The sequence below is a fragment of the Mesorhizobium terrae genome (assembly GCF_008727715.1).
GTDB classification, from domain to species: domain Bacteria; phylum Pseudomonadota; class Alphaproteobacteria; order Rhizobiales; family Rhizobiaceae; genus Mesorhizobium; species Mesorhizobium terrae.
This window is the reverse complement of the sequence record NZ_CP044218.1, coordinates 687,075-705,060: the sequence shown is the minus strand read 5'-3', so window position 1 is coordinate 705,060 and position 17,986 is coordinate 687,075. Positions and strand designations below refer to the sequence as shown.

Here is a 17,986-nt window from a genome sequence, read left to right as displayed (position 1 = left end):
TTGCTAACCTAGGACGGAGCCTAGCGCCTGGGCCCTGGCCTGCGTGCTGCCCTTGGCGCGGATGGACTGCGCCTGAGACAACAGCTTGTTGATCTCCTGCGTTGGCAGGCCGACCGGCGGGGCGGCGCGAAGCTGATCGCCCTGACCCAGCAGGCCGTAGACGATGACGGCGTCGCGCTTGTGATGCAATTGTGCATTGGAGGCGCTGACGAGCTTTTGCGCCAATGGCAGCGCCACGCCGGCATTGCCTTCAAGCCCGGCCGCCAGAGCCATGTTGGTCTCGATATCGAGGTCGCCAGGCGCCATCTTGAGTGCCTGGCCAAAGGTGACCTGTGCTTCCTGCGTGTGGCCTGAAAGCGTCTGCGCCACGCCGAGCCGGTTATAGGAACTGCTTGTGTTGACCAGCGGTGCCGCCTGGGCAAGCGCCCGCATACCCGCATTGTAGTCGCCGGCATCCATCATCGCTGAACCGAGGCCAAGCATCGCTTCGCCATTGTTCGGCGCCTTGGCCAGTGCCGCTTGATAGGCCTTGGCGGCCTGGTCCGGTTCGCCGGCACGCATGTAGGCGTCACCGGTTTTGACATAAGCGCTTGGACGCGCATCGGGCAAGGCCGCGGCCTTCTGGTAGAGTGCGATCGCCGTATCGCTGTCGCCGCGCTTTGCAATGTCGTCGGCGAGCTTGATCAGGCGCTCCGACGGCGAGGCCGGGGCAGCACTCTTTTGATTGACGGCGCTTTGGGTCCCTGTCTGGCAGGCCGCCAGCGTCAGGATCGCCAAAGCCGGCAGGAAAACGACACGCATATCCATCTCTCCCCGTTCACCTTCTATCGTCGGTTTGCGAACTCATCACGGCCGCGCCGTCCTGGAGACGGCGCCATTGGCTAATTGGTCGTCATGTTAGGGGTCTCGGCAGACGGCTCCGGCTTCTCGCCGTCGAGATAACGACGCGCGGCGCGCGCCGTCGGACCTGCTGCGGCGGGCCCCATGCGGCGACCTTCGACCAGGTCGCGTTGACTCTCGACCATGCGCTGCAGGTTGTAGGCATTGGAGCAGCCCGGCGGCAGGTGCGAGCCGACGCCGGAAACCCGCGTCAGGCTGGCCGATGAGGCGGCCGGTGGATTGTCGTCGTCGGCCGGTTCGTTCAGGCAGGCGTCAGGCGCCAGAACCGAGCCGGACACGCTCTTGTCAGAGCCGCCGGTGCCGGTCGCCACGTAGCTGTAACCCGGCGAATAGTCCTGCTCGGGTCTGGTGTTGCCGACACAGCCGCACAAGAGGATAGCCGGGATGACAGCATAAAAGGTGCTCGACACGTTCATCGCGCTTCTCCTATTTGACGATCAGGCCAACGGACGAGCCACCCTTGGCCTTGCGCTTTGCGCGTTTCGCCGGACGGTCCTGAGGGGTAGCGAGGCCGTCGCGCACCGGCTCGACCAGATAGGGTGTGATCAGGATGACGAGTTCGGTTTCCTCACGTTGGAAACGCTGCGACTGAAACAGTGGTCCAAGCACCGGCACGTCGCCAAGCACCGGGAATTTCTCGACATTGCGCGCGGTGCGTTGCTGGAACAGGCCAGCGATGGCGAAGGTCTGACCACTTGCCACCTCGACGGTGGTGTCGGCACGGCGCACGACGAAGCTCGGCAACTGGAAGCCGTTGGCACCAACGGTGGCGCCACTGTCGGACAATGAGCTGACCTCCGGCTGCACGTTGAGAGCGATCCGGTTGCGACCGATCAGCGTCGGCGTAAACCCCAGCGACACGCCGAATTGCTTGTATTGCACCGTGACGACGTTGTTGCCTTGAGGAATGGGTATAGGGATTTCGCCGCCAGCCAGGAATTTCGCCGTCTGGCCGGTCACGGCCGTCAGGTTCGGCTCAGCCAGGATCTTGACGATACCGTTGCGCTGGAGCGCCTCGATGAGAATATCGAAGTTTATGCCGTGGTCCTGGCTCAGGTTGAGGCCGAAGTTTCCATTGTTGCCGCTCGGTACGCCATTGTTCTGAAACATGTTGAATTCGAAGCCGGCGCTCTTGTAGCCGACGTTCCAATCCACGCCGTAGGATTGCAGTTCCGTGCGCGAAACCTCGGCGAAACGCACCCGGATGTTGACCTGCTGCGAGCCGCCCACCGTCATGTTGTTGATCGGCGGCTGTTCTGGCGGGGAGAAGGTGCGGGCAATGTTGTCCATGTCGGTCGCCTCCTCGACGCCACGGGCTTCCCCGGTCGTGACGATGCGGTTGCCGAAAATGGCGAGATTGGTCGCCGAATTCGGGCGCATCGCCTTTTTGGCCTGATTGGCTGAAGAGATATCGGCGGTCACACGAAACTGGGCCGTCGCCTTGATGCGTTCGTCGGCGGTAATCGCGATGAGATTGGTCAGGCCGGGCTTCAGGCCGAAGACATAGACCAGCCCCGGTGAGACGATCTGCAGGTCGGCGATCGTCGTATCGGCGATCAGCACGGATTCGACCGGTTCGCTGAAGCGCAACAGACGTCCCTGCCCAACGGGCAGGTCCACCGTCGGCTGCGCTGGCAAACCCGAAATCTCCTGCGCTCCGAGGTTCGTCAGTGTTGAAATAAGACCCATCAGGAAAACCGTAAGGGCGAGCGCCAGCCGCGACATTTTCATCAGGGCCGAACAGCTGTATCGTCGTTCGGCTCTCGTGGTATGGCGGCTAGGCATGCAGTCCCTCTCTCGATCATGGCCGGCATTCGTTGGTCCCCGATGCCGTTGCTTTTCGTCCCTGTTCATCCGGCGGTGTTTTGCCCACCCAACGCGCCGGCCGAAGGCAGCGATGGGGTTCTGGATCGCCCCGAATTTCCCGAGATCGTTGCCAGCGGCTGGACGTTGAATTCAGGCGCGAGTTCCGGAAAGGAAAGAACCGGCAGTTCGATGCCGTTCTGCACCAGAAGCGCGCGCAAGTGGCGGCGTATATCGGCCGCCGTCACGATCACGGGCGAAACACTGGCGGCTGCCCGCGAAAGGTGACGCTCGATCTCCGCGGCCAGCGCCTGCACGGCGGCGTCGGCTGTGTTGAGAAAGGCTCCGGTCGATGTCGTCTGTACCGCTTCGCGCAGGATATCCTCGGCAGAGCGTTGCAACACATAGGCGGAGATGATGTTGTTGCGGTCGGCAACGCGGAAACTGATCTGCCGCCGCAACGCCGTTCGCACATGCTCGGTAAGCTGGACAACATCCTGGTCGCGCTGTCCCGCCTCGACCAGTGCTTCCAGCACGAGCCGCAGATTGCGGATCGGCACGTTTTCAGCCACCAGCCGCCTCAGCACGTCGGCGATCTTCTGCAACGGTACGATCTCGACGGCCTGCCGCACCAGGTCGGCATAATCCGTCTCCATTTCGGAGAGCAGCTTGCGCGTTTCCTGGATGCCGACGAAATGGCCGCAATAGAGCTGGAGCGCATGCGCGGTCCATTTGGAAGCGATGTCGAGCGGTTCCAAATAAGGCAATTGTGCCTCTTCGAGCGCGGAAACGCCGTCCCGATCGACCCAGGAGAATTTGCGCTGGCCGACGAGCGCAGCACCTTCCTCATAACTGAGGCTGAGCAGTTCGAGATGGCTTGCCTCGGTTTCGACGAGCACCTGGTCGGCCGGAATCTCGGCTTCCACGATCGGCACACCTTCGAGGTCGATGCGGATGTTGCGCGGCGCGATCGTCTCGTTGACGTCAACCCCGATGGGTGGAATCTCGACACCGAGATCCTCGAATATCTTTCGACCCATCGCTTCGGTCCGCTGGCGAAATTGCGGCTCTGCCACTTCGGTAGCCAGCGCCTTTCCAAGCCTGACCACGATGCGGCTGGAGCCGAGCAGCGGCCTGGCGTTCTCCGCGAGCGCGGTCGCATTTTCGGGCTCTTGCCGTGTCGTTGCGGGCAGGGTTTCCGCCGGTTCGTCTTCGCGACGTGTATTACGATGGATCATGAAGGCGCCTGCACCGAAGGCGATGCCGAGCGCGACGAAGACAAGGCTGGGAAAACCCGGCACCAGCGCCAGTCCCATCATGATCAGCGCGGCAAGGCCGAGGGCGCGCGGATCGCGCAGCAACTGGAAGCTGATCTGCCTGCCGAGATCCTCCGTACCGTCGGCGCCGCCGACACGCGTCACCATCGTGCCGGCCGCGATCGCGACGAGCAGGGCAGGGATCTGCGCCACAAGGCCGTCGCCGACCGTGAGCAGCGAATAGGTCGACGCCGCCTTGCCGATCGACATGCCGTGCTGCAACGTGCCAACGGTAAAACCGCCGATGAGGTTCACAAGGATGATGACGATGCCGGCGATGACGTCGCCCTTGACGAATTTCATGGCGCCGTCCATCGCACCGAAAAGCTGGCTTTCGCGCTCGAGCTGCCGGCGCAGGTGTCTGGCTTCGACCTGGTCGATGTCGCCGTTCCTGAGCTCGGCGTCGATGCTCATCTGCTTGCCGGGTAACGCGTCGAGCGTAAAGCGCGCGGCCACTTCGGCAACACGCTCGGCACCGCGCGCGATGACGATGAACTGCGCCACGGTGATGATGAGGAAAACCACCAGCCCCACCGCGATGCTGCCGCCGACGACGAAATTGCCGAAGGCCGAGATGATCTCGCCGGCATCGGCCTGCAGCAGAATCAGGCGGGTCGTCGTGATGGTGATTGCCAGGCGAAACAGCGTCGCGATCAGGATGACGGAAGGCAGCGACGAAAATTCAAGCGGATGCGAGACATAAAAGGCGACCAGCAGGATGAGGACGCTGAGCGCGATGTTGGCGGTGATCAGCGTGTCGACCAGGAAGGTCGGCAGCGGGATCAACATCATCACCACGGCCACCAGCATCAGCACGGCAATGACCAGATCGCCGCGTTGGGAGGCTTTGCCGAGCAGTTGCAGCAGCCGTTGCGAAAAGGTCATTGCACCTGCCTTTTTGCCAGAAAGCGCTGGAAGGCTTCGCGCGCTTCCGTCTTGCGCCCGGCCACAAGCAGAGCGCGGCTCTTTAGGAGGTGAAGGGTGGGGTGTTGCATTCCTTCCAATGTCTCCAACCTGGCGATCGTGGCGAGCGCCTTGTCGGCTTCTCCGTCCAATATGAGCAGGTGTGCCAATGTTCTCAGTACGCCGGAGTCTTCCGGCGAAAGCTGTGCCGCAATCAACAGATAGACCGCACCCCGCCTGGCCTGGCCGTGACATCCGTAGAGATGGCCAAGGACATGCAGCAGATGTGCAGCCTCATGCGGCCCGGTCAGATTCCAGTCCCTCCTTGCAGACGTCCGAGCAGTTCCCGATGCCGCTCGATCTCGTCTTCCATCAACGTCCTGGCGAGCGCTCTCAGCGGCTCTCCGCCCTCAAGATCGGGTACAATCTCCGTGATGAAATGGTGCAGTATGGGAACCGAACGCCGCAGGATCGCCGGCTCGGGGATTTCCGGCATGACGAACTCGGCGAGAATTTCATCGAGCGATTTGCCGCCGGTACCTGCCGATGGTCCGTTGAAAGCCTCTGTTTCAAGCCCTTCGGCACCGGAGGTGGAGTTTGCGCCCTTCGCCTTGCGCCGGTTGATGCCATTCAGACGCCGGCGTTCGATCGGTTGTGCGGGCGACGCGTCCGCATCCCGGCCGATCGATTCCGGTCTTGCGTCGAAACGTGGCCCATCAACGCGGCGGCTCACTGGTATTTCAGCGCGACCGTGGCGCCGCCCTTGGTCAGCACAAGCGCGGTCTGGCCGATCTCCTTGATCGTCCAGCCGTCATTCGTGAAAGCGCCTTCGTGATACCGTGTTCCATCCCCGGCGATTACATAGGGCCGTTCGCCGTACCAGATTGCCTGCAAGGTGAGGCGCGGCGGTTGCGCGGCATCGCCAACGGCGATGTTCGAAACAAGCGGCACTTGACCGAATTTCTGGTCGAACCACAAACGGACTTCGGTCCAGGTACCTGATTGCGCATTGGGTATCGTGCCCGATACGACAAGACGTTCAGACGAGCGTCCGACGGCAACGGTCTCCAGACCAGATTGTGCGAGGCGCGCTGTCAATTCAGCCTGCGCTGCCGCCAGATGTTCCGCGTCGGCGCCGTTTCCGGGAACGCTGCCCGTTACTTCGCCGTCGGCGAGCGCGAGGCTGGCTGGCTTGTCATCGGTCTTTGCGATGGACAGGCCATTGGCTGCGATGGAAATCGCAAAAACCGCGGCGATGAGAACACCCCCTGCTAGCAACGGGCGTCGCGGCAGCGACCATCGGCTCTTTGTGGGAGCAGGTCCCGTGAGGCGTAACTGTGCGTCGCCCAGCGAAATGCCGAGCGGCAGGCGGCGCCGGCAACCCTGACCCTTCCAGATGGTTTCGCCGCCGGCAAGTTCCAGGTCGCCGCCGATGGCTTCGATTTCAACCAGGTTACCCTTGCGGTGAAGCCTGGCGTGGAGCGCTGCGATTCCTGGATCCCTGAGGACGATATCCGAAGCGCCGTCCGAGCCGATCACATAGGATGGTTCGGTCAATTCCAGGCTGGCCCCATTGTGGAAACCGCGGGTGACGGCCAGCGTCGCGGGTTTGTCAGGGACCAGGCTTGTGGCACCGCTCGCAACGGCACGCAACGCAAGCTTGCCTGCGCCACCTTCAAGCTTTCGGGTCGAGTGAGCGCTCATGCTTTTCAACCTCCTGCCAAAACGATTTCACATTTCGGCCGGCACGATAGTCACGCGCCGGGAAACAGCACGCCGCCGGCAACCTCCGGCGGCGCGGAATAGGCGATAAACCTTGCGCCTCAGGCCTTTTCGGCCGACTGGCCAAGCGTCCTGGCGGTGCTCATCAACATGTCGTGCTGGGACTTGGCGATCTCTTTGTTGATCTCCAGGCCGAACATCCGCTCCTGCTGCTTGATCATCTTGTCCAGGTTCTGCTCCGGACTTCCGCCGTTGACGGGAGGGGTAGTGGTCATGACTGTCTCCTTGAGGAACCATTCCACGCAATCGTGACAGCCCGGCGTAATGGACTCTCTTTAGATTGCCGCTCAAACTTAGTGCAGCGCCGCGGAAATAGAAAGTCCATTTGGAATGCGTAAATCACGAAAATTCCAACTGTTGCATTGTCGGCGGGCTGCAGGTAAAATTCGAACCGGGCAAATTGGGGTTTAGGAAATGGAAAAAGGTCCTTTGTCGGAACTGCTCGTGGAGCGATTCGAAACGATGCCGCCGCAGCTGCAGGTTGCGGCACGTTTTGTGCTTGACGACCCTCAGGGCGTCGCCTTGATGTCCATGCGCAAGCAGGCCAGTCAGGCGGGTGTATCGCACAGCACCATGATGCGGCTGGCGCGCTGGCTTGGCCTCGACGGCTACGAGGATATACGCAGCCTGTACGCTCGCGCCCTGCGTGAGCGCGGTGCAGGCGAGGGCGCGCGCGCCAACCCGTTGCCGCAACAGGATCCGGATTACCCGGCGGCTGGTATCGCGGCGGATACGCTCGCCGCTCAGATCGCCAGTCTCGGCGAATATGGCAGTGCCATGCAGTTTCTGGCAGCCGCCAAGCTGATTGCCGGGTCGACGACCATTTTTGGTTTGGGCTTCGGACCCTCGCGTTCGGTCGCCAGCCATTTCGTGCAGACGATTTCGCCGCTCCTCGGCGAGGACCGCAAGGCCGTGCTCGTGGCTGGCGCCGAGGCACTGCTGGATGCCAAGGTTGGCGATGTCGTGCTCGTCGTCGGGTCCGCGCCCTACGAACGCGCTACCATCGATTTTGCCCGTCAGTCCGCAAGCCAGGGCGCGGCGGTACTGGCCATTACCGACAGCAGCGTCTCTCCGCTGGCGCGCATGGCGCGCGAGACAATCGTGGTGACATCGAATTCAAGTTCGTTTTTCCCAAGCATGGTGCCGGCATTCGCCGCGGTTGAAATCCTGGTCGCTCTGGCCACCCCGCTGACCGATGTCGACGCCGTCGAGAAATTCAAACAGTCGCAAGAGCAGCTCGCTGCCTTCGGCGTCTATTGGAAGGCCGCTCGCTAGCATTCTTCCTGGGTGCTTATCGGACGGACCTTCGGCCAGCCCCCAAAGGGCGAAGCACATTGCGGAGGTCGTTCACGTGGTTCGTCCGATAATGCCGAAGCTGAACCCCGCGCCAAGGGTCGATCCTAAAGCCAATGCAGCGCAGATCGCGCAGTTGGAAGCCCAGGCCGCCCAGCTCAGAGAACAGATCAGGCTTGCCAACAAGATGGGCGAGCGTGAATGGGCGGCCAGCGCGCGCCAGGAGCTTGATCAGGTCACCGGCAAGCTCGATGCCTTGCAGCAACCCGATGCGACGCCTGCCAACGGAAACGTTCCCGCCAATGCTGGAACACCGAGCAATGGCGCAGGCGCTCAGCCTGCGCTCTACACTCAGCCGACGACTTTGGCCTTTGCTCCCGTCAAGTTGAACACCGGCACGCCCGAAAAGGATCCCGCCGCGGATATGACGGCCCACAGCATCATCGACGATGTGAAAAAGGGCAAAAGCATCAACAAGATCGCGTCAGAACGAGGGATGACGAACGAGCAGGTGCTTGCCGCGATAAGGGCGGGTAACAACCTGGAAGTCACTGTCACCGATCCGACCAGCAACAATGGCGATGTCCAGACGACGGTGATCAGGGACACCAGCGATCCCAGGAACCAAAAGACAGTCACGCTCCATTACGACTATCAGCACGACACCTACTACGCGGCCGTGCAGGATGGGTCGGCCGCGCCTGCGGAAACGCCGGTCAGGGACGGCCTCGGCCGCAAGCAGACCAGCGACTACGATCCCAAAACGGGGGCGATGACCACCCGCTACGAAGACGATCTCGGTTCCGGCGTCGTCACGGAACGGACATCGCTTCCAAATGGCGCGTCGGTAGAAACGGTGACGCCGAAGGGTGGGTCTGCTCTGCCTGTCACCACCGTGACCGGACCTGACGGGAAGAAGACCGTTCTTGCGCCAACCCAGGATCCCGGAGGTGCCACCACAAAAGGCATTCAGGACGATCTCGCCAAGGGCAAGAGCATCGACCAGATCGCGAAAGACCGGGGCCTGACCAAGGAACAGGTGATCGCCGAATTGCAGGGGGCCGGTTATCAGGTCAAGACCGGAGATCCAAAGAGCGACAATGGCGACGTCCAGTCGGTGGAACTTGCCGATCCGCATACGGGTGAGAAGATCGTTTATTACAACGACTATCAGCACGACGCACGCACTGTCGTCACCACGAAAGGCGACACCGAAACCACGGTATCGGAAGACGGCAATGGCAAGACGAGCAATACCACCCGCCACACCAAGACGGGTGAGGCCACAACGACCATCGTCGACCCGAAGGCTGGAACAGAGATCAAGATCGTTACCGACAAGGATGGCCGCGTCACCAAGACGACCACCGAAAAGGTCAATGATGGCAAGCCGATCGACTACGAAGTCAAGCCGGACGACAACCTCACCCTTATCGCGCAGAAACATGGCGTGACGCTGGATGAGCTGAGGAAAACCAATCCGGAGCTTTTCGATACGTCCCGCGATCCGAACCTCGTCCGTCCCGGCGAAAAGATCAGGATCGAGAATGGCACGCGCACGACCGTGGAGGTTACGGCCAATGGCTATACGCTGACCACGAAGCCAGACGGCAGCGTGACCCTGCACAACAACACCACCGGAACGGACCTGAAGATCGACGTTGGAACCACACAGGAGGCACTGGCTCGTACCCTGTTGGCCGTGAACCCGAACAGCAGCGATCCAGCGGAGGCGAAGGAAGGTCAGGTCGTCAAATCCTTTGTCGAAGGTATATTGGCTGGACAGACGTTGCCCAGCCTCATCGAGGACGCCAAACAGGCCGGATTAGACAAGGCCGCGCTGATGAAAACGTACGGGGCTGGCATCCTCGCGTCTCCAAAGCTCGACGGTCAGAACCGTGTTGTCGACCCGTTTGGCGACCCGCCCCGCGGCAAGGCTCCCTCCGGTGGCAATTGGGTACCGATGAAGGTTGACGGCGCGTGGACGTGGGTCGACCCGCAGGTTGCCCAGGCCATCATCAAGGAGAACATCGCGCTGTCCCGCATCACGGAGACGCGCGCCCTGGCCGGCCAGGGCATGTCACAGTTCAACGTCTACATGCTTGATCCTGCCTACAAGGACGCGGTCAAGGGTGCGCAGGGCATCATCAACGAGGCGCTGGCTCCTTACGGTCTCGAATGGACGCCCGAGAAGCCGGAAGGCACGCTTGCCGATGCGCAAAACAAGCTGACGCAGGCCAACAATCTGCTCAAGAACGCGCAGGACGCCCGTGGCGAATACGAGCGCGCCGGACAAATTCTCACACAGGCAATCAATGACCAGAGCCAGCTGAAACCGATCAGCGACCCGAATGCGCCCGCCGCGTCCGCTCTGGGTCAGCCAAGCCCCAACCGCCAGACCGAATATGCCGAAGGCATTGCCGCTCACGCGGCTGTCGATAAATTGTTCGGAGAGGCCGGACTGCATCTAAGCAAGGGCGACAAGCTGACGATCGACTTCCTGGTCGGTCAAGCGGATCTGAACGGTATGCCGAAAGATTCGCAACAATACAAAGATCTCAAAACATTACAGGGAACAGCCGATAAACAGTTCGAGCTGGCAGGGGCCTATCAAGGTTATTTCGACGCTCATGCGAGAGCGATGGATGTGGGAGCTCGGCAGACCGATCTCGAACAACGGCTGCTTGCCGAATATGGCAGCAACAACCAGTATCTTTTTGAGCCAGGGAAAAAGCATAGCCGAATCAATGGAGACTATCTCGGCCTTTACCAGTCACAGGAGTTACAGGTTCGAGATGGTCAGCTTTGGGTCGTCAACCATTTCGAAAAAGGTACGACCGAGCAGCAGCTCACTTTTGAGCTCGGCAACAAGAACGTTCGCAGCAAATACAAAAATCGGCAGCTCAACAAGGATTGGCAGCAGCTTCTTTCCGGCAACAACTTCGACGTCCCGATGTGCACGGCAAACGGGTTGCAGTCGCTGAAGGTAAGCGAGGCCGAGGCGGCAAAAAATCTGAACGATATTCTCAACAAGCAGTTAGGCGACAGCATCAAGGATCTTGGTACCAAGCTGACCACGCTGCAGACAAACTTCGACAATCTATTCAAGCAACACGGGCCTGGGTCCGTCGATGTTCCCGCCGGAACCTTGCCGGATGGCGTACAGCCTGTCGAGATCGACCTCGGCGGCGGGCGTAAGATCAAGGTCGCGCCGGAAGTTGCCGCACAGTTCGATAAAGTCGGCTTGGACGCACTCACCCAAAGCGGCAAAGCGGTCTGGATCGATCTCGACACCAGCGACAAGGAAGCAAGCGGACGTTGGGTTGATCCCAGCTTGGCCGTTGCCAAATTGGTCCTTGAAGCGACGCAACAGCAAAAGACTCAGGCCGAGGAACTGCGCCGTCAGGTTGAGGGCTTCAGCGACTATCACAATATGCGCCTCAGCGATCCTTCGCTGATGGTGGATCGCAACACCGGGATCGACCGTAGCTATCTCGACAAGCACCAGCAGGAGGCGCTCGACGGTAACTATCAGCCGAAATTCCAACAATTATTCGCAAAAGGTTTTGACAACACATTCCACGAACGGCGCGGTTCCGGGCTGGATGACACGGTGGCCAATAGCTTGGGCATCGACCGCTCCACGAAGGAAGGTCGCGACGCTGTCAGCAAGATCACGAAAGAAATCCGCGATATCGGCGGAGACACCCCAAAAGTACGCGCGGTGCCGCTGTTCTATGTCGATGACAAGGTCGGCACACAGCAGGTCATCCTTTTTGCCGTCCAAGAAGGTGGGGGCACGCGTTATGTCGACGTGACGGGTAAGTCGTTCGCCAATCTTGGCGACTTCCAGGACAACAACGCGCAGTTCGGCGAAGACGGCAAGCTCGTCGCGCCGAAGAACCTGCAAATGAAACCCGGCAGCGACGGCAAGTTCGAGCTCGAGGTCGTCAAGTCGCGTAACTTCTCGGTCTGGGAAAAGGCAGTCGATCCGCTTGTCGGTATCGGGACTGGCATCGCCACAATCTTGTCATTCACGCCCGCCGCCCCGGTGGCCGCCCCTCTCGCTTACGCGGGTGCAGCCTATCTCGGCACCAGAGCAGTCATCAATCAGGTGAACCATCTGGATCATGGCGGCGAATGGGGCGATACGGAATCGCTCATTAACATCGCCAGTGTTGCGACCACCGTTTTGCCGATGGCCTCCAGTGGTCTTCGCACGGTCGGCATGGCCGGGAAGGAATTGACCGCCATGCAAGCCTTCCGCGGCAGTATCGGTGCAACCCGGTCAGGCTCCGCGATCTCGGCGGAAACCCGTTCCTTCATGCAAACCTCTTCCGGTCTCAACAAGACCGCCTGGGGCATGGATGTGGGAGCGGTGGTCGTGGGCACGCCACTTCTCGCAACGTCGGGCTACGACCTTCTCACCAACTGGAATCAGATGACGGACCTCCAGCGCGCGAACGCGCTGACTGGTTTCTTCACCGGTGTCGTCGGCACGGGCCTCGGCCTACATGGCCTGCGCACCCTGCGACCCGGCACGGATCAAGGTTTCAACACAAACGGTGGTGCCAATCAGCCACCGCCGCGGGGCGGTGGTGCCAATCAGCCACCGCCGTGGGGCGGTGGTGGCGGGCCGCGTCAATCGCCACCCGCGCTGGAGGCAGGTCCGTCCGGAAAACCGATGAACGTCCATGAAATGGGCGCGGACGGAGTCTATCGACCGACGGGCGAGCAGGTTTTCCACGACCCAAGCCATCCTGTGATCCCCGGGGAAGTGGTTCCGCCAAAGAAGACTCGAGGAGACGCCTCGACGACAGGGGCAGGCCGCACTCCACACGAATCGCAGCCGACCGTTACCGCCAAAGACCCGGTCGATCCGGTCGGCAAGCCGACGAAAGGGCCAGCCGGTGGCGATCCGATCATCGTGCCGAACAAGCCGGTCACCACGGATGGTCCGGTGCATCTGGTATGGAATCCGGAAACGCGCAGCTTTAGCGGCATGCCGGAAAGGGACACCGGCGGTTACACCTATACCAGCGGCAAGGACGAGCGGACGCCATCAGCCTATCTCGATGGCCTGACCAACGAGCAACTGCTGCATCGGTACGAGACCGAAAAAAGCTACTATTCGAGCCGCGAAATGGCTGACCGCTACGGACCGGATGGCGTCTATGTGCCGCGGACTCCGATCCGGGACGTATTGCCGGACCTGCGTGTCGGGGTGACGTTCCGCACACGCCTCAATACCGGACAGGCGTTCGGTATCGGTTCACCGACCGTAGCCGCCATCGGTTTTGGTGTTGGCACCAAGACGGATTTCGGCGCCATTGGCTGGTCGATCGTCGACAGTTTCAGTCAGCGTAGTCTCACGCCGCTCAAGGATGCCTTGAGCACGCAGGGCGTCGTTTCCTACCGCGCCCGCGAATACAGGAACATCACCGCGCTGCAGGCCGGTGTCTGGCCGGTCTCCAAGCAAACGGCCCTGCCGGTTCGCGCCAGCGATCTCTCGGGCAAGGCAAGCGAGGGCATTTTCAACGACAAGGCCGGCTATGAGGCCAAGCCGTTCGATGCCGCCATCGTCGGAAAGACACCGGACGGCGAGGGCACGGTCATTGAAATGACTTACTCCCCATCGCTCAAGGGGACAGAGGTGACGCTTGCACCTGGCCAGCACGACTTCTTCGGTGTGCCCGCCGAAAACAATGCCGGCCACGTCAGATTGGAGGGCGCATTGCCCTTCGGCCGCGTGATGACGGAGACCAAAGCCGGCCTGCGGCTGCCGATCGTCGCAAATCATGTCGGCATGGTCGATAAATTTCCACGCGTCGGCATCGAGATGCGACCGGAACTACCGGTCAAGGACACGCTACAAAAAGGCGATATCGTCTCCAAACAGACCTATGACCAAATCCAGTCAGCCCTCGGATCGACGGTCTTGAAGATCCAGTTCGTGGTCAAGGATCCGGCGAAAGCCGGCGAGCTCGTCACCGCGGTTGGGCAAGGCAACGGCATTCAGGCGATCCGCGATCTTGTCAAGGCCGGCCAGATCGACCCTTCCAACACGGTTTCATACGCCGACGAACCGACGATAAGCGGGCTGCGGCTCTCTGCCGTTCCGGGCAAGACTCCTAGTGCTGACATCGTCCTTCTGACCGGCGAGAAGGTGCGGGTTCTCAATCCGGAAGCGATGCTGGTCGATATCATCTTCAACGATCGAAACGGGCTGCCCGGGGTGCTCGGGACAAATCCCGACAAAATCGCGACCTCGCTGACCTACAAGGTGAAATCGACGGTCAAATCGTGGCTGCCGGCTCGCGTCCGGCCGGACGGCACACCACAGCCACGCTACATGCCGAGTGCCGGAAACATCTACAAGAACCTCTATGGGGCGGATGGCACGCCGGCGACACGGTACACCGTTTCGCTCTCGACACCGCAGTTGCCGGCGGGGGCACTGGCATTCAGCGCCGAAGTCAGGTTCCAGTACAAGTCGAGCTCGCCCAAGGCCGCGCGTTCCATCGCGAAGGACGAAACGGCTCAGGTGACATTCAAAACTGCCGACGGGCAGAGCGAGGAACTGACCGTACCAGCCTGGATCGCTCGCGCCGTCGAGCCGTCGCGCGACGGCGCTGCTACCGGCATTCCGAAGGGCGGGAAGAAATCCCTCGATCAGTTCCTCGACCAACTGGAAACGACAGCGCGCCCCGATCAAATGGCGGCGATAGCGCAATTCCGTGGCGAATTCGGTCGATCCATCGTCGACGGCGGTTTCATGCGCCAGAATGTTGCCGACGGCCTCATGACGCTGCTTTCCTCGCAGGTCGGACGACGCAACAGCGGCCCGATGCAGATCCGGGACGAGAACGGTCACTTTATCACGGCGACCCGCTTCGGGCCGCTGCCAAAGAGTGCCGAGAGCGTCTATGTGCCACCGGCGGACGGTCCGCAGGCGCGCGGCGACGAGCCGGACTTGATGCACAAGTCGCATATCTTCTTCCGCGATCCGGAAACCGGCGAAGCCTATGTCCTGCCCTGGACGCGCGGCGCTTCGGAGGACCATGTTCCGAGCGGCACGGGACGGCCTGAAGGGGAGGCGATGCCGCCTGAGGCTGCGCCGGCCAGGAAGGCGCTGGAGGCCGCACCGCCGACCACCTTCTCATTGCAGCAGATCCGCAATATGCGGCAGCCGGAGAAATGGAAGGCAGGCGAAGTCTACACGCGCGAACTGAACGGCTCGCTCGGTGAGGTACATTTCCCCGTCCAGGCCAATCCAACCGGGCCGCACCCCGTCTTCGGCGACGGCGGCCGGTATGTGGATGCCCCCGTTTTCAAGAACCCGGACGTCATCGAGGCGATCGAAGTCAAGACGTACCACCGTTGGACCACCATCAAGGGTGTCGCGCAGATGCGCGAGGTGCCTTTGACACCGAAGTTGCAGGAGCAGATCAACAAGGACGTGGCGCTGCGCAACGAGAACCCGAAGTACCAGCCGCGCTGGGTTTTCCTCGATGCGCCGCCTTCGGCGGAACTCCAGGGCGCGCTGGATCAAGCCGGCATCGTCGGCAACATCTTCGGGCACAACAAACCAGCAGCAGCCGTCGAAACGCCTCGAACCATCGAACTCAAGGACAAGGACGGCGAAGTCATCGTTGCGGCCATGCTGGGGACCGAACCCAGAGGCCCAGAGCAGGTCTACATACCGCCGGTCGACGGGCCGCGACTGGCGGCCGATGCTCCCGAAACCCTCAGCAAGACGCATATCCTGGTTTACGACCCCGACAGTGGCGAACCCGTTGTCCTGCCCTGGATTCGCGGCGCCTCGGAAGAACACGTGCCGGATGGTACCCAGTCACCGCCCCCCGGGTCCGCTTCGAACAGCGGACCGCATAGCCGAGACGCTGTGCGGGCGATCCCGCTCGAGCAGGTCCAGAATCTCAACATGGCGGAGTTCCAGCCAACGCAGATTCCCTGGCTGAAGCCTGAGCAGGTAGCCGCGTTGACCGAACAGCAGTTCCACAACCTGGATCGGGCTGGCTTGCTCCCGTACCTGACCAAGAGCCAGTTGCGGGGGATCCCGAAGGCGAAGACAAGCTTCCTGAATATCGCAGGTCTCGACGAAAGACAGATTCCATGGGTAACCAAAGGTCAGGTCAGCAACATGACCGGGCAGCAGTTCGTGGATCTAGGCGTCGCTGGCCTTACGCATCACCTGATCAAGCCGCAGGTGCAGGCGATAAAGGGGGACACGATCGAATTCGTCGATGTGTCCACGCTGGAGAACCGCCAGATCCAGTGGTTCAAGCCAGGCCAGGTTGCGAAATTCACGTCGCCGCAATTCGAAAGGCTGGGAGAAACAGGATTGTTGAAGAATCTCGGCGAGCGCCAGGTTCAGGCTATCCCCGAGACGATGGTCGGCTTCCTGAATATGACAAAATTCGATCCGAAACAGGTGCCGTGGCTTACCGAAAAGCAGATTCCGGCGCTGACCCGCGATCAGTGGGGCGGTTTCACCATTCATCATACCGAAGCATTGACACAGCCGCAGATTGAAGCGGTGACGGCCAAGCAGTTCGAGGAAATGAGCCCCGGCCAGTTCCGCAAGTTCACGCTCGAGCAGTTCGAGTGGATGGGCGTTGACCAGACCAATGCGCTCTCGGTCCTGCAGCTGACGACGTTCCGAGCGACCCACAAGAAGTCGATGACACCGGAGCAGCGCGTCCTCGTCGACAGCGCGTTGGCTTATTCACGAACCAAGGAATACAAGACCGCTCTCGAGACTTTCGGCGCCATGGCTAGCACATCCTACACCTTGTGGAGCACGTTGCCGCCGACGTGGACCGCGACGGCGGGAGCCGTCTCGTTCGGCGTGCGCGGCCTTGTTTTCGGAACGCAAGCCGTATTCCCCAACGCGACCGCGGCCCACAAACCATTCGGGCGGTTCCTCAACGCGCTGGGCGGGGCCACATTCATTGCCGCGGCACCAGGTGCAGCGACTGGCCTGGTGCAGGGTAAGGATCTTGTCGTCAACAGCACTTTCACGCTGGGCAATATGGTCTACGGCACCAAGTCGATGCTGCAGTCCTTCACCGGCAGGCCAGTGATCCGGAATCTGGCCGAATATCTGGCTGGCCCGGGATATGTGCTTGGCTGCGCCGTCTATACGGTCAACTCCTGGCCGGCACCGATCGCGACCGTAGCCGGGACGATGTTCACATTCGGCTGCGCCGAGTTCTGGGCATCGGCGATCAGGACGGATCGGGTCAACAGCCGTTCGGTGCCGCGCGCCGATGCGGAAACCGCGGCGGCGGAAAAATCCGACAAGAAGTGGGCCGCGTGGGACCGGTGGACCCTTGGCATCACCTTCGGCGTCGGCATGCTGCTCTTCTCGCTGGATGCCCTGCTTGGCGAACCGTGGAATGCCGCGAAGCCCCCTCCGATCCCCGATCCGGAAAAATCGGACGACAAATCAGGGGTAGACGGCAAGCAGCCCGGTGATGGCACCGACAAGCCGGATCCTGGAACAAAGGAACCGCCGCAGACCTTCCCACAGCTTGTCGTTCTCGCCGATGATGGTCTGAACCTGCGTGCCCAGCCAAGCGGCAGCGCCGCGGTTGTAACCGTGCTGCAGCCGGGCAGCTTCGTCGAGCAGACTGCAAAGCCGTCGACCGACAGTACAGGAACGACGTGGCTTCCCGTTGAAGGTTACGGACCTGACGGCAAGATGCATACCGGCTGGGTTTCAGGCGATCTGGTGAAGGCTCATCCCGATGGCGCCAGCACTCCAGATGGCCGCACCAATCCCAAACTGGAGCAGAGCGGTTACCGCTGGGTGGACGTGAAAAGCGGCGACAGCATCCGACTCATTGCCACGACCAATTCGACGAACGTCGCCGATACCGTGGTGCTTAACATGGATCATATCCTGAGCCCGGACATAATCTTTGCCGGCGACCGCATCTATCTTCCGACCGCAACGGTCGGCTGAT

Annotated in this window: 10 protein-coding genes; 2 read left to right on the top strand and 8 right to left on the bottom strand. The window is 61.2% G+C overall.

All coding sequences use genetic code 11. The features are described from left to right. Positions 1-3: 3 nt before the first annotated feature. The 8 genes from FZF13_RS04510 to FZF13_RS28785 form a co-directional block, all read right to left on the bottom strand. Positions 4-801, bottom strand: a complete 798-nt coding sequence (locus FZF13_RS04510; RefSeq protein WP_083237690.1) for a tetratricopeptide repeat protein — start codon at positions 799-801, stop codon at positions 4-6. An 80-nt stretch (positions 802-881) separates the two neighbouring features. Beyond that, positions 882-1,316 (bottom strand): hypothetical protein, encoded by a 435-nt coding sequence (locus tag FZF13_RS04505; RefSeq protein ID WP_065997525.1) that lies wholly within the window; start codon positions 1,314-1,316, stop codon positions 882-884. Between the two features lie 10 nt (positions 1,317-1,326). Beyond that, a complete protein-coding gene (locus FZF13_RS04500; RefSeq protein ID WP_245317475.1) occupies positions 1,327-2,538 on the bottom strand; it encodes a type II and III secretion system protein family protein in 1,212 nt (403 codons plus the stop codon). A gap of 212 nt (positions 2,539-2,750) precedes the next feature. Beyond that, entirely contained in the window at positions 2,751-4,904 is a 2,154-nt protein-coding gene (gene sctV, locus FZF13_RS04495; RefSeq protein ID WP_065997521.1) for a type III secretion system export apparatus subunit SctV, read from the bottom strand. Further along, a complete protein-coding gene (locus tag FZF13_RS04490; RefSeq protein ID WP_245317474.1) occupies positions 4,901-5,140 on the bottom strand; it encodes a hypothetical protein in 240 nt (79 codons plus the stop codon). The genes sctV and FZF13_RS04490 overlap by 4 nt, the downstream gene beginning before the upstream one ends. 89 nt (positions 5,141-5,229) lie before the next feature. Continuing rightward, positions 5,230-5,655 carry a hypothetical protein gene (locus FZF13_RS04485; RefSeq protein WP_065997515.1) on the bottom strand — a complete coding sequence of 142 codons (426 nt, stop codon included), beginning with the start codon at positions 5,653-5,655 and terminating at the stop codon, positions 5,230-5,232. After that, positions 5,652-6,626: a SctD/MshK family protein gene (locus FZF13_RS04480; RefSeq protein WP_065997513.1), complete on the bottom strand. Its 975-nt coding sequence runs from the start codon at positions 6,624-6,626 to the stop codon at positions 5,652-5,654. The genes FZF13_RS04485 and FZF13_RS04480 overlap by 4 nt, the downstream gene beginning before the upstream one ends. Positions 6,627-6,745: 119 nt before the next feature. Then, positions 6,746-6,919 carry a hypothetical protein gene (locus FZF13_RS28785; protein ID WP_167523843.1) on the bottom strand — a complete coding sequence of 58 codons (174 nt, stop codon included), beginning with the start codon at positions 6,917-6,919 and terminating at the stop codon, positions 6,746-6,748. 316 nt (positions 6,920-7,235) lie between these two features. Here FZF13_RS28785 and FZF13_RS04475 point away from each other — a divergent pair, with 316 nt between their 5' ends. Then, the gene (locus FZF13_RS04475) at positions 7,236-7,979 is read left to right on the top strand and encodes a MurR/RpiR family transcriptional regulator (RefSeq protein ID WP_246192434.1); all 744 of its coding nucleotides are present in this window, start codon (positions 7,236-7,238) and stop codon (positions 7,977-7,979) included. 91 nt (positions 7,980-8,070) lie between these two features. Beyond that, a complete protein-coding gene (locus FZF13_RS04470; RefSeq protein ID WP_065997509.1) occupies positions 8,071-17,985 on the top strand; it encodes a LysM peptidoglycan-binding domain-containing protein in 9,915 nt (3,304 codons plus the stop codon). Position 17,986 lies beyond the last annotated feature (1 nt).

Coding starts and splice junctions, on each gene's coding strand:
- FZF13_RS28785 (WP_167523843.1), bottom strand. CDS start 6,919: ATGACCACTACCCCTCCCGTCAACGGCGGAAGTCCGGAGCAGAACCTG.
- FZF13_RS04505 (WP_065997525.1), bottom strand. CDS start 1,316: ATGAACGTGTCGAGCACCTTTTATGCTGTCATCCCGGCTATCCTCTTG.
- sctV (WP_065997521.1), bottom strand. CDS start 4,904: ATGACCTTTTCGCAACGGCTGCTGCAACTGCTCGGCAAAGCCTCCCAA.
- FZF13_RS04480 (WP_065997513.1), bottom strand. CDS start 6,626: ATGAGCGCTCACTCGACCCGAAAGCTTGAAGGTGGCGCAGGCAAGCTT.
- FZF13_RS04510 (WP_083237690.1), bottom strand. CDS start 801: ATGCGTGTCGTTTTCCTGCCGGCTTTGGCGATCCTGACGCTGGCGGCC.
- FZF13_RS04475 (WP_246192434.1), top strand. CDS start 7,236: ATGCGCAAGCAGGCCAGTCAGGCGGGTGTATCGCACAGCACCATGATG.
- FZF13_RS04470 (WP_065997509.1), top strand. CDS start 8,071: ATGCCGAAGCTGAACCCCGCGCCAAGGGTCGATCCTAAAGCCAATGCA.